This window comes from Nesterenkonia xinjiangensis (assembly GCF_013410745.1).
GTDB classification, from domain to species: domain Bacteria; phylum Actinomycetota; class Actinomycetes; order Actinomycetales; family Micrococcaceae; genus Nesterenkonia; species Nesterenkonia xinjiangensis.
In genome coordinates this window covers 3487562-3506796 of record NZ_JACCFY010000001.1, presented here as the reverse complement: position 1 = coordinate 3506796, position 19235 = coordinate 3487562, and the positions used below count along the sequence as shown (strand labels likewise).

Annotated in this window: 20 protein-coding genes and 1 tRNA gene; 12 read left to right on the top strand and 9 right to left on the bottom strand. The window is 68.0% G+C overall.

Translation table 11 applies throughout. The annotated features are described in order from the left end of the window. Positions 1 to 82: 82 nt before the first annotated feature. The gene (aceE, locus tag HNR09_RS15670) at positions 83 to 2875 is read right to left on the bottom strand and encodes a pyruvate dehydrogenase (acetyl-transferring), homodimeric type (protein WP_179541105.1); all 2793 of its coding nucleotides are present in this window, start codon (positions 2873 to 2875) and stop codon (positions 83 to 85) included. A gap of 274 nt (positions 2876 to 3149) precedes the next feature. Between aceE and HNR09_RS15665 the strand changes: the two genes are divergently transcribed. From HNR09_RS15665 to HNR09_RS15645, 5 genes are read left to right on the top strand one after another with little or no spacing between them, the layout of a single operon-like run. Beyond that, positions 3150 to 3590, top strand: a complete 441-nt coding sequence (locus HNR09_RS15665; RefSeq protein WP_218881960.1) for a DUF3052 domain-containing protein — start codon at positions 3150 to 3152, stop codon at positions 3588 to 3590. Positions 3591 to 3631: 41 nt separating this feature from the next. Next, positions 3632 to 4111, top strand: a complete 480-nt coding sequence (locus HNR09_RS15660; RefSeq protein ID WP_179542869.1) for a redoxin domain-containing protein — start codon at positions 3632 to 3634, stop codon at positions 4109 to 4111. Further along, positions 4108 to 4719, top strand: coding sequence for an MFS transporter (locus tag HNR09_RS15655; RefSeq protein WP_179542868.1), 612 nt, complete (start codon positions 4108 to 4110; stop codon positions 4717 to 4719). The genes HNR09_RS15660 and HNR09_RS15655 overlap by 4 nt, the downstream gene beginning before the upstream one ends. Before the next feature lie 7 nt (positions 4720 to 4726). Continuing rightward, complete coding sequence (locus HNR09_RS15650; protein ID WP_179542867.1) at positions 4727 to 5446, top strand: MFS transporter; 720 nt, start codon at positions 4727 to 4729, stop codon at positions 5444 to 5446. Positions 5447 to 5501: 55 nt separating this feature from the next. Further along, a complete protein-coding gene (locus HNR09_RS15645; RefSeq protein WP_179542866.1) occupies positions 5502 to 6977 on the top strand; it encodes a solute carrier family 23 protein in 1476 nt (491 codons plus the stop codon). On the opposite strand, the gene HNR09_RS15640 is transcribed toward HNR09_RS15645, so the two are convergent. Further along, on the bottom strand, positions 6932 to 7414 hold the full coding sequence (locus HNR09_RS15640; RefSeq protein ID WP_179542865.1) for a RidA family protein: 483 nt from the start codon (positions 7412 to 7414) through the stop codon (positions 6932 to 6934). The two genes, HNR09_RS15645 and HNR09_RS15640, sit on opposite strands and share 46 nt — an antisense overlap. Before the next feature lie 367 nt (positions 7415 to 7781). Here HNR09_RS15640 and HNR09_RS15635 point away from each other — a divergent pair, with 367 nt between their 5' ends. From HNR09_RS15635 to HNR09_RS15625, 3 genes are all read left to right on the top strand, one after another. After that, complete coding sequence (locus HNR09_RS15635) at positions 7782 to 8831, top strand: iron ABC transporter substrate-binding protein (protein WP_179542864.1); 1050 nt, start codon at positions 7782 to 7784, stop codon at positions 8829 to 8831. 75 nt (positions 8832 to 8906) lie between these two features. Beyond that, positions 8907 to 10436 (top strand): ABC transporter permease, encoded by a 1530-nt coding sequence (locus HNR09_RS15630; RefSeq protein ID WP_343047572.1) that lies wholly within the window; start codon positions 8907 to 8909, stop codon positions 10434 to 10436. After that, the gene (locus tag HNR09_RS15625) at positions 10433 to 11641 is read left to right on the top strand and encodes an ABC transporter ATP-binding protein (protein WP_179542863.1); all 1209 of its coding nucleotides are present in this window, start codon (positions 10433 to 10435) and stop codon (positions 11639 to 11641) included. The genes HNR09_RS15630 and HNR09_RS15625 overlap by 4 nt, the downstream gene beginning before the upstream one ends. Before the next feature lie 23 nt (positions 11642 to 11664). On the opposite strand, the gene HNR09_RS15620 is transcribed toward HNR09_RS15625, so the two are convergent. Then, on the bottom strand, positions 11665 to 12204 hold the full coding sequence (locus tag HNR09_RS15620) for a DUF3995 domain-containing protein (RefSeq protein WP_218881959.1): 540 nt from the start codon (positions 12202 to 12204) through the stop codon (positions 11665 to 11667). 299 nt (positions 12205 to 12503) lie between these two features. On the opposite strand from HNR09_RS15620, the gene HNR09_RS15615 reads away from it, so the two are divergent. Then, positions 12504 to 12836 carry a metalloregulator ArsR/SmtB family transcription factor gene (locus HNR09_RS15615; protein WP_179542862.1) on the top strand — a complete coding sequence of 111 codons (333 nt, stop codon included), beginning with the start codon at positions 12504 to 12506 and terminating at the stop codon, positions 12834 to 12836. After that, positions 12833 to 12985, top strand: coding sequence for a zinc transporter permease (locus HNR09_RS15610; RefSeq protein WP_179542861.1), 153 nt, complete (start codon positions 12833 to 12835; stop codon positions 12983 to 12985). Before HNR09_RS15615 ends, HNR09_RS15610 begins: the two co-directional genes overlap by 4 nt. Positions 12986 to 13084: 99 nt before the next feature. On the opposite strand, the gene HNR09_RS15605 is transcribed toward HNR09_RS15610, so the two are convergent. The 5 genes from HNR09_RS15605 to HNR09_RS15585 form a co-directional block, all read right to left on the bottom strand. Further along, positions 13085 to 13705 carry a M23 family metallopeptidase gene (locus HNR09_RS15605; RefSeq protein WP_179542860.1) on the bottom strand — a complete coding sequence of 207 codons (621 nt, stop codon included), beginning with the start codon at positions 13703 to 13705 and terminating at the stop codon, positions 13085 to 13087. A gap of 106 nt (positions 13706 to 13811) precedes the next feature. After that, positions 13812 to 13884: transfer RNA gene (locus HNR09_RS15600), tRNA-Val, on the bottom strand. Positions 13885 to 13980: 96 nt separating this feature from the next. Then, complete coding sequence (ppgK, locus tag HNR09_RS15595; protein WP_179542859.1) at positions 13981 to 14889, bottom strand: polyphosphate--glucose phosphotransferase; 909 nt, start codon at positions 14887 to 14889, stop codon at positions 13981 to 13983. 195 nt (positions 14890 to 15084) lie between these two features. Next, positions 15085 to 15981: a type I methionyl aminopeptidase gene (gene map / locus HNR09_RS15590; protein WP_378938620.1), complete on the bottom strand. Its 897-nt coding sequence runs from the start codon at positions 15979 to 15981 to the stop codon at positions 15085 to 15087. Positions 15982 to 16033: 52 nt separating this feature from the next. After that, positions 16034 to 17263: an MFS transporter gene (locus tag HNR09_RS15585; RefSeq protein ID WP_179542857.1), complete on the bottom strand. Its 1230-nt coding sequence runs from the start codon at positions 17261 to 17263 to the stop codon at positions 16034 to 16036. A 30-nt stretch (positions 17264 to 17293) separates the two neighbouring features. Between HNR09_RS15585 and HNR09_RS15580 the strand changes: the two genes are divergently transcribed. Together HNR09_RS15580 and HNR09_RS15575 are read left to right on the top strand one after the other, a co-directional pair. After that, positions 17294 to 18067 carry a DeoR/GlpR family DNA-binding transcription regulator gene (locus HNR09_RS15580; protein WP_179542856.1) on the top strand — a complete coding sequence of 258 codons (774 nt, stop codon included), beginning with the start codon at positions 17294 to 17296 and terminating at the stop codon, positions 18065 to 18067. A gap of 18 nt (positions 18068 to 18085) precedes the next feature. Then, positions 18086 to 18256, top strand: a complete 171-nt coding sequence (locus tag HNR09_RS15575) for an SPOR domain-containing protein (protein WP_179542855.1) — start codon at positions 18086 to 18088, stop codon at positions 18254 to 18256. Positions 18257 to 18266: 10 nt separating this feature from the next. On the opposite strand, the gene panB is transcribed toward HNR09_RS15575, so the two are convergent. Then, positions 18267 to 19196 carry a 3-methyl-2-oxobutanoate hydroxymethyltransferase gene (gene panB / locus HNR09_RS15570; protein ID WP_179542854.1) on the bottom strand — a complete coding sequence of 310 codons (930 nt, stop codon included), beginning with the start codon at positions 19194 to 19196 and terminating at the stop codon, positions 18267 to 18269. Positions 19197 to 19235 lie beyond the last annotated feature (39 nt).

The window sequence follows — 19235 nt, the reverse complement described above, 5'->3', positions numbered from 1 at the left end:
ATGCACCGGAGGGTGCCGACGTCCTGTGTCAGGACGCCGGCACCCTCCGGTGCATACGGTACTTCAGTGGTGGTGGTGTGGTTCAGGCGTCTCCACCAGTGCTTCCAGTACTGCCCGCATTGACATCAGCAAGGCGATACTTGCGGATCGCGTCCTCAGGGACCCCGGCATCGATCTGGCCCTGCTGGACCAGCATCTGCAGCCCACGAATCACCATGGAATGAGCATCAATCCGGAAATGCCTGCGCGCGGCAGCCCGGGTATCAGAGATCCCGAAATCATCAGCACCTAGCGTGGCGAAGTCATGAGGCAGGAACTGCCGGATCTGGTCCGGGACCTGAGTAGAGAAATCAGTAGTCGCGATGATCGGACCCCGCGCCCCAGCCAGCTGCCGGGCCACAAAGGGCTCCCCAGGCTCACGATCGGGATCCAGCATCGCTGATTCCTGGACCCGCAGAGCCTCACGACGCAGCTCATTCCAAGAGGTCACCGACCACACATCAGCCCCGACACCCCAATCAGTGGCCAAGAGCCGCTGAGCCTCCAACGCCCACGGCACCGCCACCCCCGAGGCCAGCAGCTGAACCACCGGACCCTGATCAGCCGGACCCTCCGGGTCTTGGTTGTTGAGGTGTTCTCCCAGCCCGGCCGATTCCGCAGTGGCCAATCGATAGATGCCCCCGATGACACCTTCAACATCGAGGTCCTCAGGTTCGGGCAGATGAGTGACCGGCTCGTTATAGACCGTGAGGTAATACATCAGGTCATGATCACCGTCATGATCGCCATACATCTCGAAGAGTCCATGTTCGATGATATGAGCGATCTCGTAGCCAAAGGCTGGATCATAATGCTTCACCGCGGGATTGGTCCCGGCCAGGATCGGGGAATGCCCATCCAGATGCTGCAGCCCTTCCCCTGCCAGAGTGGTCCGACCCGCGGTCGCACCGATGATGAATCCTCTGGTCAACTGATCCGCTGCCGCCCAGAACGAGTCCCCAGTGCGCTGGAAGCCGAACATCGAATAGAACACATAGACCGGGATCATCGGCTCCCCATGAGTGGCATAAGAGGTCCCTGCCGCAGTGAACGCCGCAGTAGCACCGGCCTCATTGATCCCGGGATGAAGCATCTGACCCTGGGCAGACTCCTTATAGGCCAGCATCAGCTCACGATCCACTGCCAGATAGTTCTGCCCCTTGGGGTTATAGATCTTCGCGGTGGGGAAGAAGGAATCCATCCCGAAGGTCCTGGACTCATCGGGCACGATCGGCACGATCCGAGCCCCGATGTTCTTATCACGCATCAGATCCTTGAGCAGCCGCACAAAAGCCATCGTGGTCGCGGCCTGCTGCTTGCCCGAGCCCTTCTTAGCCTGGGCATATGCCTTCTCCCCGGGCAGCTCCAGAGTGTTCTTAGCCACCCTGCGTGCCGGCAGAGGCCCACCCAGAGCAGCCCGACGAGCCCGCAGATAGGTGATCTCCTCAGAGTCCTCACCAGGATGGTAATAGGGCACCTGATAGGGATCAGCCTCGATCTGTTCATCACTGATCGGGATCCGCAGGGTATCGCGGAAACGCTTGAGGTCCTCGATGGTCAGCTTCTTCATCTGATGGGTGGCATTACGACCCTCGAAGCTAGGACCCAGCCCATAGCCCTTGACCGTCTGGGCCAGGATCACCGTGGGCTTACCGCTGGTCTGCACTGCGGCCTGATAGGCCGAGTAGACCTTCTGATAATCATGACCACCACGCTTGAGTCCCCAGATGTCATCATCGGAGAGATCAGCGACCATCTCTTTGGTCTTGGCCGAACGCCCGAAGAAATGCTCCCGCACGAAGGACCCAGACTCGGCCTTATAGGTCTGATAGTCCCCATCCAGGGTCTCGTTCATGATCCGGACCAGCTCGCCATCCTCATCAGCGGCCAGCAGATCATCCCATTCCCGACCCCAGAGGACCTTGATCACGTTCCAGCCCGCACCCCGGAAGAAGGCCTCCAGCTCCTGGACGATCTTGCCATTGCCACGCACCGGACCATCGAGGCGCTGCAGATTGCAGTTGATCACGAAATGCAGGTTATCCAGCTTCTCATTGGCCGCGTGCTGCAACAGCCCCCGGGACTCGGGCTCGTCCATCTCGCCATCACCGAGGAAGGCCCACACGTTCTGATCACTGGTGTCTTTGATGCCTCGATGTTCCAGATACCGGTTGAACTGGGCCTGATAGATCGCGTTCATCGGTCCGATGCCCATCGAGACCGTGGGGAACTGCCAGAAATCAGGCATCAGCCGTGGATGCGGATACGAGCTCAGCCCCTCTGGGGCCTTAGAGATCTCTTGACGGAATCCATCCAGCTGCGCCTGACTCAGCCGACCCTCCAGATAGGCCCGGGCATAGTTGCCCGGCGAGGAATGGCCCTGGAAGAAGACCTGGTCCCCACCCCCGGGATGATCCGCGCCCCGGAAGAAATGATTGAACCCGACTTCATAGAGCGTCGCTGCTCCGGCATAGGAGGAGATATGCCCACCCACTGCTACACCATCACGCTGAGCACGATGGACCATCACCGCAGCATTCCAGCGCAGAATCCGGCGGAACCTGCGCTCGATGGCTTCATCACCAGGAAACTCTGGCTCCTGATCCACCGGGATCGTGTTCACATAATCAGTGGTGGTCACCATCGGGACCTCGATGGACTTCGCCCCTGCCCGCTGCAGCAGAGTCCGGATGATGTATTCCGCTCGCTCGGTGCCATGAGCCTGGACCAACTGATCAAAAGACTCCAACCATTCCTGAGTCTCTTCAGGATCACGATCCGGAAGCTGATTGGTCAGACCACTGCGAATATGCGAGATCTCTTCACCAGCGCTCACAAGCACCTCTCTCAAAAATCGAAGGACAACGCCGGTGGCCCGAGGACAGGGATGGTCCTCGGCGACGCCGTGGAGGTCAGGCACGCTCGTCAGGGTGCGGGCGCGCGTCGTCACGGCAACTCTACCCGGAACACCAGGTGTCGCACTTCCCACCGAGCGCCCTGGGGACGTAACGTTGCCTGTGAGAGGCGCGGCACACGCCGTCGTCCTCTGTCCCATGACATGAGAGGAAGTGACGCCCGAGGTGAGTCAGGCAGCCGCTGCCGAGGACCCGTTGAGTGCTGAGACCGGGCAGCTCTACGACGCCGCGACCAATGTGGTCGAGACATCCGGACTGCTGGGGGAGCTGGGTTTCTCGTCCGATTCCCTCGTCCAGGAGATCGGCGTGGACGACGACGTCGACGACGCCTTCCGAGATGCCCTGGAGGATCTGCTCGACGAGCCGCTGGTCGACGAGGACGACGATGAGGTCGTCGACGCCGTGCTCCTGTGGTTCCGCGAAGGCGACGGAGACCTCACCGATGCGCTGGTGGACTCGCTGACCACCCTCGATGAGGGAGGGGTCGTCTGGCTGCTCACCCCGCGCTCCGGTCGTGACGGCTATGTCGCTCCGGTGGAGATCCAGGACGCCGCGCCGAACGCCGGGCTGCACGTGACCTCCTCGGCCGGAGTGTGTGCTCACTGGGCCGCGGCGCGCCTCATGCCGCGCAAGTGACCGGTGCGGCACGGATCCGACGCGACGGTGCAGGCCCAGGGGTGACCGGACAGCTGCGCGTGGGGGACCGGATCCCGTCCCTGCGGGGCCGCACCCACCACGGGGAGGACCTCTCCCTGGAGCAGCTCGCCGGGGCGCCGGCCCTGGTGATGTTCTATCCCTTCGCCTTCAGCCGCGTCTGCGGCTCCGAGCTCGCGGCTCTGCACGCGGCGCGCGGCGACCTGGCGGAGCTGGGCGCCCGGGCGGTCGCCATCAGCTGTGACGCCGTCCATGCTCTGCGCGCCTACGCCGAGCACCTGGCCCCTACGGAGGCTGAGCTCGGCTTCGACCTGCTGAGCGACTTCTGGCCCCACGGCGCCGTCGCCCGGGGCTGCGGCGCCTTCGACGAGGCCCGCGGGGCCCCCACGCGGACCAGCTACATCCTTGACCCGGCTCTGCGGGTCCGCCACGTCCAGCACGTCCCTGCCCACCAGTCGCGTGACCTGCAGGAGGCTCTGGTCGAGCTCGGCCGCGCCGCATGACCGCGGCCGATGCCCCCTCCGCGGGGCCTTCGCGCCTGCTGCTCCTGGCCACCGTGCTTCTGGTGGCCGCCAATCTGCGCCCGGCGATCACCGTCGTCGGCCCGCTGATCGAGCAGATCGGTGTGGAGAACGGGATCAGCCCGAGCGCCCTCGGTCTGCTCGGGGCCCTGCCCGTGCTGAGTCTGGGCGTGTTCTCGCCGCTGGTGCATCGTCTCTCGGCTCGGATCGGCATGGAGCGCAGCATCCTGGTGGGCCTCGTCGTGCTGGCAGGCGGCACGGTGCTGCGTTCGCTGCCCGGTGGCCAGATGCCCAGCGGGGCGTGGACCCTGTATCTGGGCACGGCGATCATCGGGGCGGCCATCGCCGTGGGCAATGTGCTGGTCCCGGCAGTGGTCAAGCGTGATTTCCCCCACCAGGTCCCGCTCATGACCGGTCTCTACACCGCGACGCTGGTGGGCGCGGCGGCGGTCGCCTCCGGAGTGGCGGTGCCCCTGGCCGAGCTGGTGGGGCTGGGAGCTGACCCTCGGTGCCGCGGCGCTGCTCGCTCTCGCGACGGCCGGCATCTGGGTGCGGCGCGGTCCACCTCGGCCTCGGGGCGCTCTGCGTGAGGGCCCTGTGCGTGAGGGCCCTGTGCGGCTCGGCCGGCAGGACCTCGTCCCCCTCGAGGGGCGGGGCACCGAGGGCGTGACGGGAAGGAGCGGCGCAGGCCCGGCAGGGCGTCCCGGCCGTGCGCTGCTCCGCTCGCCCGTCGCCTGGCAGGTGACCGCCTACTTCGGGCTTCAGTCTGCGGTCTTCTATGTGATGCTCACGTGGCTGCCCTCGATCCAGACTTATCAGGGCGTCACACCGGCGGTGGCGGGCTGGTGGCTGTCCGGCTATCAGGCGATGGGGATCGTCGCGAGCCTGGTGGTGGGGCCGCTCATGCAGCGCACCAGCGATCAGCGGGTCATCGCCGTCGGACTCTCGGCGATGATGGGCCTCGGAGTGGCGGGCATGGCCTTCGCTCCGGAGCTGCTCCCGATCTGGTGTCTGATCTCGGGATTCGCCTCCGGGGCGACGCTGCTGGTGAGCCTGACCATGGTCTCGCTGCGGGCGCGCACACCGCAGCAGGCGGCCCGGCTGGCCGGGATGGCACAGGGCATCGGGTATCTGGTGGCCGGCCTCGGGCCGCTGGCGGCAGGCGTGCTGGTCGACGTCGCGGGCTCCTGGCTGCCGGTGCTGCAGGTGCTCCTGGTGGTGGTGGGTGTGCAGGGCATGGCCGGGTGGTTCGCCGGGCGAAGGGTCTTCGTGGACGGAGCGCCCGAGGAGGGGCCGGCAGGAGGTCCTCCTCGGTGACGCGTGGGGAAGGGCCGGCGGACGCCCGGGTGCTGATCGCTTAGAGTGGGTCCCCGTGAGTGTTCAGAGTTCCCCAAGGACGCAGCTGGGCGTCCTCGACCGCTATTTCCACATCTCCGAGCGTAGGTCGACCATCGGGCGCGAGGTCCGTGGAGGACTGGCCACGTTCTTGGCCATGAGCTACATCATCGTGCTCAATCCCCTGATCATCGGCGCCGCGGCGGATTCCACGGGGCACTACCTGGGCGGAGGGACCGAGCCCAACCTGCCCGCGGTCGCCGCGGCGACCTCGCTGATCTCCGGAGTGCTGACCATCCTGATGGGCGTCATCGGCAAGTTCCCGATGGCGGTGTCCTCGTCGCTGGGTCTGTCTGCGTTCATCACCTACGGCATCGTGGTGCTGCCCGGCATGACCTGGGCAGACGCGATGGGTCTGGTGGTCATCGAGGGCTTCATCCTGCTGATCCTCGTGCTCACCGGTTTCCGCTCGGCGATCTTCAACGCCGTGCCGTCGCCGCTGAAGACGGCGATCAGCGTCGGCATCGGGCTGTTCATCGCCCTGATCGGCATGATGAACGCCGGGTTCATCCAGAACTCCGGCGGCGTCGGGCTCGAGCTCGGGGTGGGCGGCTTCCTCTTCGGGTGGCCGCTGCTGATCTTCCTGGTGGCCCTGTTCGCGCTGTTCGCCATGTGGGCGGCGAAGGTGCGCGGGGCCATCCTCTACTCCATCATCGGCGCCTCGGTCCTGGCGATCACGGTGGAATCGATCTTCCGAGTCGGCCCGCAGACCGGTCCCGACGGCGAGGAGAACCCCTTCGGCTGGGGGCTCTCCGTGCCGACGCTGGACCAGGACTGGTTCACCCTTCCGGACCTTTCGCTCCTGGGCGAGTTCAGCCTGCTGGGATCCTGGCAGAACATCGGGATCATCGCCGCGTCGCTGGCGATCTTCACCCTGCTGCTGGCCAACTTCTTCGACCTGCTGGGCACGATGGTGGGCGTCTCCAACGCCGGAGGGATCAAGGACGAGAAGGGCGACATCCCCTATTCACGCCGGATCATGGTCTCCGATGCGATCGGCACCATGGGCGGCGGCCTGGGCTCGACCTCGGTGAACTCCGGGTTCATCGAGTCCACCGTCGGAGTCGGCGACGGCGCCCGCACCGGCCTGGCCAACGTCGTCACCGGCCTGCTGTTCCTGGCCACCATCGTCCTCGCTCCGCTGGCAGCCGTGATCCCGACCGAGGCGGCCTCGGCGACGCTGGTGCTCGTCGGGTTCCTGATGATGCAGCAGATCACCCGGATCGACTGGACGGACGTGGAGATCGCCATCCCGGCGTTCATGACCGTGGTGATGATGCCGTTCTCCTACTCGATCACCAACGGCATCGGTGCCGGCTTCATCACCTTCGTGGTCATCAAGGTGCTTCGCGGCAAGGCTCGTGCGGTGCATCCGCTGATGTACGTCACGGCCGTGCTGTTCGTGCTCTACTTCGTCTCCGGGCCCATCCAGGAGGCCCTCGGCGTCAGCTGAGCGGCCGGCTCCGCGTCGAGGACCGCCGTGGACTCGATCTCCACGAGCTGGTCGTCGTAGCCGAGGGCGGCCACACCGACGAGGGTGCTGGGCACGTCGTGGGCGCCGAAGCTGTCGCGGACGACCTCCCAGGCCGCGACGAGGTCCTGCTGCCGGGACGAGGCGACCAGCACGCGGGTGGTGGCCACATGGCTCAGGTCGGCACCGAGCTCGCTGAGCACCGTGCGCAGGTTCTCCACACACCGGTGGGCCTGGCCCGCGACGTCGCCGACGGCGACGGTCCGCCCATAGGCGTCGAGCGGGCAGGAGCCGGCCAGGAAGGCCAGTCGGGCTCCGGCGGGGACGGTGGAGGCATAGGCATACTCGGCGACATCGCTCAGCGTGACGGAGCGGTGCAGGGTGACGGGCGAGGGCCGGTCAGCGGGGGAGGCGTCCATGGGTTCATCATCTCAGCCCGCCGCGGCCATCGGGGGCCGGGGCCCGATGGCCCCGACGTGTCATATTCCGTGGTGCTGACGCGCGACATCCAGCAGCTGACGCGCGTCATGTGACAGGCAAGGGGTGCCTCACTCCGCTGGAGGGCGCCGGGGCTCAATTAGTGAACACCCGCCTTGCGTATACTGTGGCACTGTGCCCGTCGGGGACGTCGGGCACGCGCTGTCGCACACCAAGGACCGCACCCGCGGTCGCCACGCACCACTCCGACAGTCACGCAGACCGGGCCACGGCTCCGGGCGTCCGGGCACCCCGGGACGTCCATCGGCCCGGGCACCTGCAACGCCCCTTGGAAAGGACACTCATCCGATGACTCGCACTCTGATGCCGGCGGCCCTTGCGCTGCTGGCCCTGACGCTGACCTCCTGCGGCAACGCCGCCGATGACCAGGAGGACGGCGCCGGCGAGCAGGCCGAAGCCGGTCAGGACAGCCTCGTGCTGTACTCCGGACGCAACGAGGAGCTCATCCAGCCGCTGATCGATCAGTTCACCGAGGACTCGGGGATCGAGGTAGAGGTCCGCTACGGCGACACCGCCGAGCTCGCGGCCCAGATCCTCGAAGAGGGAGAGGACACCCCGGCGGACGTCTTCCTCGCCCAGGATGCCGGTGCTCTCGGCGCGGTGGCTCAGGAGGGGCTCTTCGACGAGCTCGACGCTGAGACCCGCGGCCAGGTTCCGGAGGCGTTCCGCGACGCGGAGGACCACTGGATCGGCGTCTCTGGCCGGGCTCGCACTCTGGTCTACAACACGGACCTCCTCGACGAGGAGGACCTGCCCGACTCGGTGGCCGAGCTCACCGAGCCCGAGTACGAAGGACGCGTCGGCGTCGCCCCGACCAACGCGTCCTTCCAGTCCTTCGTGACCGCGTACCGCGAGGTCGAGGGCGAGCAGGCCGCAGAGGACTTCCTCACCGGCCTGGCCGAGAACGATCCACAGATCCGTGAGAAGAACGGCGAGATTGTGTCCGATGTCGCCGACGGCGCCATCGAGATGGGTCTGGTCAACCACTACTACCTCTACGGTCGTGCGGCAGAGCTCGGACAGGATCCCGCCGACCTGAACATCGCGAACCACCTCTTCGGCGGCGGCGACATCGGGGCCCTGGTGAACGTGGCCGGCGTCGGGCTGTTCGACGCGGAACACGAGGCCTCCCAGACGCTGGTGGAGCACCTGCTCAGTGAGGACGGACAGCGCTACTTCGCGGAGGAGACCGCGGAGTACCCGCTGATCGAGGGTGTGGAGGGACCCGAAGGGATGCCCGCTCTGGAGGACCTGGATGTCCCTGAGATCGACCTGAACTCCTTGGAAGACCTGGAGACCACCGTGCAGATGATCACCGAGTCCGGGCTGGTGGGCTGACCCATCACCCTGGCCACCGCCGGACGCCTCCGGCGCACTCGCGGCTCCGCCCCCGGCAGGGGCGGAGCCGTCGGTGTGCCCTGGTGGCTGCGGGCGGCCGCCCTGGTGGGCACAGGTGTGGCACTGCTGCCGCTGGCCTACCTGGTGGTCCGAGCCGCCCAGTACCCGCCGGGGGACTTCATCGACGTGGTGTTCAGCGCGCGCAGCGGGCGGCTCGCCGTCACCTCACTGGCCCTGACCGGTGCGGTCACGGCGCTGTGCGTGGCCGTCGGCGTCGGTCTCGCCGTGCTGGTGACCCGGATCCGGGTGCGCGGCCGCCTCGCCTTGGGCGTAGCCGCTGCGCTGCCGCTGGCCATCCCCTCCTACGTGGCGGCCTTCGGCTGGCAGTCGATGAACGCCCTGATCAGTCCAGGAACCACCTTCGAGGGCTTCGCCGCCGCTGTGCTGGTCATCACGTCGGTGACCTACCCCTATGTGTACCTTCCCGCAGTCGCTGCGCTGGTCGCCGTCGACCCCGGTCAGGAGGAGGCGGCCCGGTCACTGGGGCGGGGACCGGTCACCACGTTCTTCACCGTCACCGCACGGCAGGCCGCTCCGGCGATCACGGCCGGAGGGCTGCTGTGTGCTGTCTACGTCATCGCCGACTTCGGTGCCGTGTCGATCCTGCGCGTAGACACCTTCACCCGTGCCGTGTTCACCAGCTTCTCCATGGGCTTCGACCGGCTGGGAGGCATTGCGCTCTCCTCGGTGCTGCTGGTCTTCACCCTCTGCGTGCTCACTGCGGAGGGACGCATCCGACGCACCGGAACCCGCTACGCGAGCCTCTCCGGGGCGAGTCGCACGCGCCCGGAGCTTCTCGATGTGGGGCGCTGGGCGGCCCCGGCCGCGCTGCTGGGATGGGCGCCGGTCGTCGTCGGGCTCGGCGTGCCGCTGTGCGCCCTCGGTGTCTGGAGTGCCCAGGGGGTCTCGCGGCCCGGATCGATCGGGGAGATCCTCGCCGCACTGGGAAACTCTCTGTGGGCCGCCGGCGCCGCGGCGGCCGCGACCACCGTGGTCGCGGTGCCGCTGGGCCTATGGCTCGCCCGGCGCCCCACCGTGCTCGCTCGACTCCTCGAGCGCACCGCCTATCTGGCGCACTCGCTGCCCGGCGTGGTCATCGGGCTCTCTGTGGTCATGCTGGGCATCACTGTGCTCCCGGGGCTCTATCAGACGATGTGGCTTCTCACCCTGGCCTACTGCACCCTCATGCTGCCGCTGGCCCTGGGTCCGGTGTTCTCCTCCGCGCTGAGCGCCCCTCCCGAGCTTGAGGATGCCGCCCGCGCACTCGGCAAGAGCCCCCTGCTGGCCTACGCCCGGGTCACCCTGCCGCTGATGCTCCCGGGGATCATCTCCGGGGCGCTTCTGGTGCTGCTGACCGTGATCAAGGAGCTTCCCGCGACCCTCATGCTGCGACCCACCGGATTCGACACCCTGGCCACGCGGCTGTGGACCTACACCGGCAACGAATCCTATGCGGCCGCCGCACCGTTTGCGGCGCTGCTGGTGCTCGTCGCCGCGGTCCCGGCCTGGATGATGATCTCTCGACTGCTCAAGGAGGTCCGATGAGCGCCCTGACCCTGAACACCTCGACATCCGAGCCCCACCCTGCCGCGGCCGCGTCGAGTCCGCTCGATGTCGCCACCCCCGCGGGACTGGAGGTCACAGGCGTGGCGGTCAGCTTCGGCGGGGAGCGGGTTCTTCACGACATCGCTCTGCAGGTGTCGGCCGGCACCACCACCGCGATCGTGGGGCCATCGGGCTCTGGAAAGACCTCGCTGCTACGGGTCATCGCCGGTTTCCTCGACCCTGGATCCGGGGCCGTGATGCTCCGCGGCGCCGATGTCACAGCCGTGGCGCCACATCGGCGCAGCATCGGCCTGGTGGCGCAGGACGGAGCGCTCTTCCCGCACCTTGACGTCGCCGGCAACATCGCCTTCGGCCTGCCGCGCGGGACTCGACGCAGGGAGACCCGGCGCCGGGTCGAGGAGCTCCTTGATCTGGTCAGCCTGGACCGTGAGCACGCTCGCCGGAGGCCCGACCAGCTCTCTGGCGGCCAGCGGCAGCGCGTCGCACTGGCTCGGGCGCTGGCACGCCGGCCTGACGTCATCCTGCTCGACGAACCCTTCTCCGCGCTGGACGCGGGGCTCCGCGAGACCACTCGTCAGGCAGTGCGTGAGATCCTCGCCACCACCGGCACCACCACGGTGCTGGTCACCCATGATCAGGACGAGGCGCTGTCCTTCGCAGATCAGGTGGCCGTGCTCCAGGAGGGACGCCTCTCTCAGATCGGCAGTCCAGAGTCCGTCTACCGGCGTCCGCGGGACACCCGCACCGCACAGTTCCTCGGGGAGTCGGTGCTGCTCCCGGCGCGGACCACGGGCACCGGCCGAGCCACCACGGCCCTGGGTGAGATACGAGTGATCTCCCCGGACGCAGCCGAGCTCACGGCCCCTCAGAATTCGCCCGAGGTCCCCGACGGCCAACCCGGGCACGGCACCGTGATGCTGCGTCCGGAGCAGATCGAGCTCACCGAACAGGGCACGCCGGGGATCGTGGTGTCCTCGCAGTACTTCGGCCACGACACCACGGCTGTGGTGGCGGTGGAAGGGCTCAAGGAGCTCGTCCGGGTGCGTCGGCTCAACGCCGACCCCCTGCGAGCCGGTGCTGCGGTCGGGCTGACGGTCACCGGGGTCGGGGTCCTGTATCCGGCCGCATCCGGGGGATCAGGGGCTGCTGATGCTCCTGGCATCGAGCTGCTCTCTCCTCGCTGACACCTCGACGGAGTCTGGCGGAATCATCGCGACGAGGCTCCGGGACCACGCCGGCTCAGCACCAGGGCACCGAGCAGTGCCAGTCCCCACAGCATGAAATGGGGACCCCAGAGGAGGGTGTGCCCGAGGAGACCGGTTCGGTCGCTGACCTCGACGTCCAGGACACCCATCAGGACGAGCCCGCCGGCGACGATATCGGCACCTCCGTAGAGGATCAGGCCCACGGCTCCCACCCAGGAGGTCGCTCGCCACAGCTTGGGCCAGGGGAGTCCGCCCTCCTCGGCGAGCATCGGCACCCATGCGGCGGCGAGCTTCAGCACACCAGTCGCCAGCAGGAGGAGCGTCCACGAGGTGTCGCCCTGCCTGACGGCGTCGACGGCCCACTGTCCGACCAGTGGCAGCAGCCGTTCGCCGCCCAGGGCCCAGTAGAAGCTGGGAATCGCATGCAGCGTGCCCAGGACTGCCGCGACCAGGAAGGAGAGACGAATCGTCCGGCGGGACGTCGGCGCGTGCCGCCGAGGCGAGGTGGCGGCAGAGCCGCCGTCGGTGTGGGGGTCAGGCACGGTTCCTCCTCTTCCCGCCGGGTCGCATGATGGAGCGCAGCTCCACCGTCTCGCCGGGTCCCGCTCCCTCGCCCGTGACGTAGGCAGTGCCTCGTCGTCCTCGACACGGACGCTCGGCAGTCTACTTAACCCAGCGGTCGATGGCACGAGCTCACCGGCTGCGACCCCGCGTGGGGCGGGTCCTCCGGGTGGGGGTGCCGGGTGACGTGCCCGACAGGGGCTCGCCTATTCTGAAGGCCTTGAGAACGATTCCCGGTAAACAGATTGCAATCTATTTATATGTGTGGTGAGGTGGAGCTGTGCACGACGAACACGGTGTGGTGGCGGCTGCTCAGCTGTTCAAAGTCCTCGGCAATGAGTCGAGGCTCCAGCTGCTGCAGCTGCTCGGCGAGTCGCCCCGAACGGTGGGGAGACTGGTGGAGGTGACAGGAATGTCGCAGCCGTTGGTCTCCCAGCACCTGCGGTCCTTGAAGCAGGCGGGGCTGGTGGCGGCGGACCGGCATGGCAAAGCCATGAACTATCACCTGGCGGACGATCATGTCGCACATATCGTCGATGACGCCATCGCGCACGTCGAAGAGTCTCACACCACGAAGACGGCCGACCGACGGCCCGGAAGGATCTCACCATGACTGACCACAAGGCTGCCGAGCACACCGTCGAGGAGCACCAGCACGGCGAGAACTGCGGCCACGAAGCAGTGCCGCACGAGGACCACGTGGACTACGTCCACGACGGCCACCGCCACGCCGCCCATGGCGACCACTACGACGAGCACTGAGCGCACGCGCGGTCAGCGGCGCCTCTCAGCACCTGACCGGAGCCCGGGTCTACGCATCAGCGTGGACCCGGGCTCCTGTCATCGGAGGCTCGGTGGGGCTCAGACCTTCCCGCTGTCGACGACCACGCCATTGGGCGGCAGCGAGCCGCGCAAGGTGAAGGGCACAGCTCGGGCGCGCTCAACGTCGGACCGGTCCATCGCCTGAAGGTGGAGGTGCGGTTCGGTGCTGTTGCCTGAGTTCCCGCAGCGTCCCAGCATGTCGCCGGGACGCACCTTCTGCCCGACCTCCACGCAGACACTGTCCTGCTGGAGGTGGCAGAGGACGATGACGGCGCCGCCGGCATCGATGAACACATGATTGCCGGCGAGGGCGACCCAGCCCTGGGTCGCGCGGGAGCGCTGGGTGAGGGCATAGCCGACTGAGGGCAGCCCGCGATGGACGGCGTGATCGCCTTCGGCGTCATGCGCCGCCACGATGACCCCCTCGACCGGCGCCAGCACCGGGCGGCCGAAGCCCGGGAACCGGTCCGGTGATTCCGAGCGCACAAGTGAGCGCAGGGAGATCGGAGCGGTGCGCCCGGTGTCGTCCACAGGCACGAAGTCGATGGCGTACGAGGCGGCGAACAGGACAGTGCCGTGGCTGGGCACTCGATCGGCAGGGCTGTTCTGCGTCAGCCACCGGCCGTCGAAGGGATAGTGCAGGTCCACAGCTGCGGACATCGAGTGCCTCGTTCCGAGTGGCGCCTCCTCACCGAGTCCGCGTCAGGAGACTGGAGATGCGCTGGTGCGACGGGTGTCCGATGGGCTGAGGACGACACCGATCGTGTGGGCCCTGCCGGGATCGAACCGACGACACTCGCGGTGTAAACGCGATGCTCTACCAGCTGAGCTAAAGGCCCTGGACCGGCGGCCTCGTCCCGTGGTCGCGCGGTGACAGGGGACGGGCGCACCGGCGTCTGAACTATACCAAGACTCCCTGCGGACGAGGCCGGAGCTCAGGCTTCAGCGGCAACTTTCTCCGCGGCCACGCGATCGAGATCCGCGGCGTCGGATCGCTGGGCCAGGGCGCGCTGTTCCGCTCCATAGAGGGCCGCGCCCACGATGCCGGCGTTGTTCTTCAGCTGTGCCGGAACCACGGGGGCGCGAGGGCTGCTGACCTGCGGCAGGAAATCGTCGCTGCGTTTGGAGATGCCTCCTCCGATGATGAACTGCGAGGGGGAGAACAGCCGCTCCACATGGGTGAGATAGCGGTCTAGGAGCCTCCCGTACTCATCCCAGGGCATGTCCATCCGCTCCCGGGCAGCGGCGGAGGCCACCACCTCGGCGACCTCGCCTTCGAACTCCAGATGGCCCAGCTCGCTGTTGGGCACGAGCACCCCGTCGTGCACCAGGGCCGAGCCGATGCCTGTACCCAGGGTGATGGTCAGGACGGAGCCCGACCGCCCGGCGCCGGCGCCGTAGCGCGCCTCGGCCAGGCCGGCACCGTCGGCGTCGTTGAACGTGAAGATGTCCCCGGGGAGCTCGCGCAGAAGCTCGCCGGCGTCGCATTCGATCCAGGAGTCGTCGATGTTCGCCGCGGAGAGCACCACGTTGTCGATCACGATGCCGGGCACCAGCACGCCCACCGCCAGCTCGTCCCGGTCGGGAGCCTTCTCGCGCCCCAGCAGCTCCTCCAGGATGGTGCTGATGACCTCGGCCACGGCCTCCGGTGTGGCAGGCCTCGGCGTCGGGATGCGGAAGCGTTCCCCGACCAGCTTGCCCTTGTGTAGATTGACGATCCCGCCCTTGATGCCGGTGCCGCCCACATCGATGCCGATGGCGCGCTTCGGCAGGTGGTCGAGGGCGACGCTGGCCGGGGCCACCGCCTGGGCGGCCAAGGGCTGGGACTGGTCAGACTGGGTCATTGCTCTCCAAGGGGTGAGGCGAGAAGAGCACGGCCGACGGTCGGCGACGCGCCTTCGGCTCCGCTCGCGGGCCACAGGGACTGGACGTGCGTCGTCGCACCGGATGTGATCGACCGGACGCTCCTGCGAGCCGGCCACGGACCAGGATAGCCGGTGTACGCGATCTAGGTCACCTCTGTCACCCGCGAGCAGTGATCAGCCGTCGTCCCCCGAAGGCAGTGTGAGGATCTCGGAACCGCCGTCGGTGACGACCAGCGTGTGTTCGAACTGGGCGGTGCGCCTCCTGTCCCGGGTCACTGCCGTCCAGTCATCGGCCCACATGTCCCAGTGACGGGTGCCGAGAGTCAGCATCGGCTCGATGGTGAACACCATGCCCGGCTCCATCAGCTGGGAGTGGTCCGGGGCGGTGTCGTAGTGGGGGATCACCAGGCCGGTGTGGAAGGCCTTGCCCACGCCGTGGCCGATGAACTCACGCACCACCCCGTATCCGAACCGCTTGGCATAGGACTCGATGGAGCGGCCGATCACGTTGATGGGGCGCCCCGGCTTCACCGCACGGATGCCACGCATCATCGCCTCATGGGTGCGTTCGACGAGAAGGCGCGACTCCTCGTCGACGTCGCCCACCAGGAAGGTGTGGTTGTGGTCGCCATGGACTCCGTCGAGGTACGCGGTGATGTCGAGATTGACGATGTCGCCGTCCTGCAGCGGGGTGGAGTCCGGGATCCCATGGCAGATGACCTCGTTGATGGAGGTGCAGATCGCCTTGGGGAAGCCTCGGTAGGAGAGGCAGGACGGGTAGGCGCCCCTTGAGGTGAGGTAGTCATGGGCGAAGGCGTCCAGCTCGTCGGTGGTCACCCCGGGCCTGATCTGTTCCCCGGTGGCGACCATCGCGTCGGCGGCGAGCCGTCCCGCCCGGCGGATCCGAGCCACGGTCTCGGCGTCGTAGACGTTCTCGCCCGTGTAGTCGGGCGGGGCGTCCAGGCCGACGTAGTTCGGCTTCTCGATGTGGTTCGGGACCGGGCGCGGCGGGCTCACGGTGCCCTTGGTCAGCGTGCCGACGGGGGCAGTCGGGGGAGAGACGGAAGCCATGGGATCCATCCTATCGTCGGCATCGGTCCGACCGTCGAGACGAGGGTCGACATCAGGGTCCCGCCGGGCCGCCTCGAGGTTCAGCGCCCCGGGTCCGCAGCTGCAGGGCCAGCGCCAGCACCGCGATCAGCGTCACCGCGGTGAGGGCGATCGGCAGGGAGGTCCCCTGGCTCAGGGCGCCGATCGTCGGAGAGAGGCTCAGAGTGACGGTCCGCATCGTCCAGCTGATCCAGGTGACGCCGCTGTGCGGAGGCAGGCCGGGAACTGCGTCGGCCCGAGCGAAGGCGATGGGTACGGTCACGGCGCAGCCCAGCCCGGCCAGCGCGAGGCCGGCCAGCGTCAGCGCGATGGTCGGAGCCCAGGCCGCGGCGAGGAGTCCGAGGATGACGGCTGCGAGGCTCAGCAGCAGCGAACGGCGATCGCCGAGGCGGTCGATCACTCGATCGCCGAGCATCCTGCCGATGAACTGGGCGGTCAGCAGCACGGTCAGACCCACGCCGGCGGAGGCAGCCGCCATGTCCCGTTCGCTGGAGAGCAGCACCGCCGACCAGTTGTTGCCGACGTCCTCCACCGAGATGCCGGCCAGGGCGACCAGCGCCAGGGGCACGAGGATCTTCGCCGTCGCCCAGCCGGTGGGTCGTGTGGTGCTCTGTGCGGTGCCCAGGACGCGCCGAGGCTCAGGCAGGAACGCACGCGCGGAGAGGCTCATGGCCAGCACGCAGACCATCGCCCAGACTGCCATGTGCCCGAGCAGCGGAATCCCTGCCAGGGCCGCCAGCGTGCCGACGCCGCCACCGAGCGCGGCACCGATGCTCCAGCCCGCATGCATGGAGTTCAGCAGAGAGCGGCCGTAGGCCTCCTGGACCCTCAGCCCCTGGGAGTTCTGTGCGACGTCCACCGTGGCGTCACCGAAGCCGGCCAGGAGAAGGCCCGCCACCACCAGCCAGGGATCGCCGAGGGCGATGCCGACTGTGGCCAGCACCAGTGACGCGCCGACCCACAGGGTGCCGAATCCTGCGGCGCGCGCCACGCCGACGGTGCGAGAGACCACTCCTGGAAGGTGCACCGCGAGTGTGCCTCCCAGGCCGAAGCCGACCACGAGCAGGCCGAAGAGCGCAGGGCTCAGCCCCAGCGTCTCCTTGACCTCCGCGTAGCGTGCCAGCAGCGAGGCCGGCAGCGCACCGTTGGTGGCGAAGGCCGTCATGGTGGCCAGACGGCTGCGGCGCAGCCGGACGGAGACCGGTCCGTGCTGGTCTCCACGCGGTGAGGTGGGCATTTGCATGGCGAGCAGTCTTCCGCTGGAATCGCACACATGCAACGTGCGAACAGACATAGAACGATCATCGCGGCCGTCCGCGGAGGTGAGGAGGTCCGTGCCGCCGATCTGGTGCGAGCCACCGGGGCGTCGGCGATGACGATCCGGCGGGACCTCAGCGAGCTGGAGCAGTGTGGTCTGCTCCGCCGCACCCACGGCGGTGCGGTCGGTCTGCCCGCGCGCGGCACGCATCTGCCCTATGAAGTCCGGCGGGAGAGCCATGTCGAGGAAAAGCGGGCGATCGGTCGAGCTGCGGCCGCGCTGATCCCGGACGGCTCCAGCGTGATCATCGATGACGGTACCACCTGCACGGCGGTGGCCCAGGCACTGGCCGGTCGGGATGTCACGGTCCTGGCGCTCTCCCTGCACATCGCCGTCGTGCTGGCTCGGGACCCCGGGGCGGCGGAGCGTGGCACTCGGGTCCTCACCCCGGGAGGAGAGCTGAACGCCGGGGAGCTCTCCTGGAGCGGGCACCGGGCCGTGCGGGACATCGAGGGGTTCCGTGCCGATGTCGGGGTGCTCGGGGTCTGCGGCTGGGACGAGCACTCCGGCATGACCGCTTCCACCGTCCAGGACGCCGACATCAAGCGCGCCATCCGGAGTTCATCGCGGGAGCTCATCGCCGCCGCAGGCGCGGACAAGCTGGGCGTCTCGGCGACCTTCGCGGTCTGTGCGACCGAAGAGATCGGAACGGTGGTCACCGGCGAGCTGCGCCTCGAGCAGCGCCTCTGGCTGGAGCAGTCAGGAGTGGATGTCGTCACCGTCGCCTGACCGGCGTAGGCTGGCTCCATGACCACGCAGTACTGGTACAACGTCCGCACCGGCGAGGTGGAGCAGGGGGCGCAGTCCAGCTGGAAGCACCTGCTGGGCCCCTACGACTCCCACGCCGAAGCCTCTCAGGCCATGAAGAAGGTCCAGGCCAACAACGAGCGCTGGGAGGGTGAGGACGCCGAGGACTGAGCCGGACCTCTCAGAAGCCGTGCTCTTCGGCGGGGAAGGCCCCGGAGCGCACGTCCTCGGCGTAGGCGGCCGCAGCCGCGGCGACGGTGCCGCGGAGGTCAGCGTACCTCTTCACGAAGCGCGGAAGCCTCCCTGGCGTCATGCCCATCATGTCCTGCCACACAAGCACCTGACCCGTGGTCGCGGGACCGGCCCCGATCCCGATAGTCGGGACGTCCAAGGCGGCCTCGACCTCGGCCGCGACGTCGGAGGGGACCATCTCCATCAGCACGCAGAAGGCCCCGGCCTCCTGCATGGCTCGGGCGTCGGCGAGCACGCGGGCAGCGGCGTCTCCGCGTCCCTGGACGCGGTAACCACCCAGAGCGTGCTCGGACTGCGGGGTGAATCCCACGTGCGCCATCACCGGGATCCCTGCCGAGACCATGGCACGCACGTGGCCGGCCATGGACGCGTCGCCCTCCACCTTGACGGCGTGGACCTCGGCCTCCTTCATGAAGCGGACTCCGGTCTCCACCGCCTGCTGGGCTGAGGCCTCATAGCTGCCGAACGGCACATCGGCCACCACGAGGGCCCGTTCGGCCCCGTTGACCACGGAGCGGGAGAAGACCAACATCTCCTCCACAGTGATCGGCAGGGTCGTGCTGCGGCCCATCATCACGTTCGAGGCTGAGTCGCCCACCAGCAGGACTTCCACGCCCGCCTCGTCGAAGATCGAGGCGATCTGCGCGTCATAGGCGGTGAGCATGGCGAAGCGGCGACCTTCCTCCTTGAAACGCCGCAGGTGCACGGTGCGGATCCGCGCGGGCGTGCGAGGAGGCTTCTGGGGCGCCGTGGGATCGCCGGTGCCCGCGGCACCCGGCGCGGCGGCGCCCCCGTAGGGGCGTGGAGCGTCTGAGGCGGGGTCGTCGGGGGCGTGGCTGCTCTGATTCTCGGCTGGCATGACACCAGGCTAGCCTCTTGCGGGCGCGCGAGCGGATCC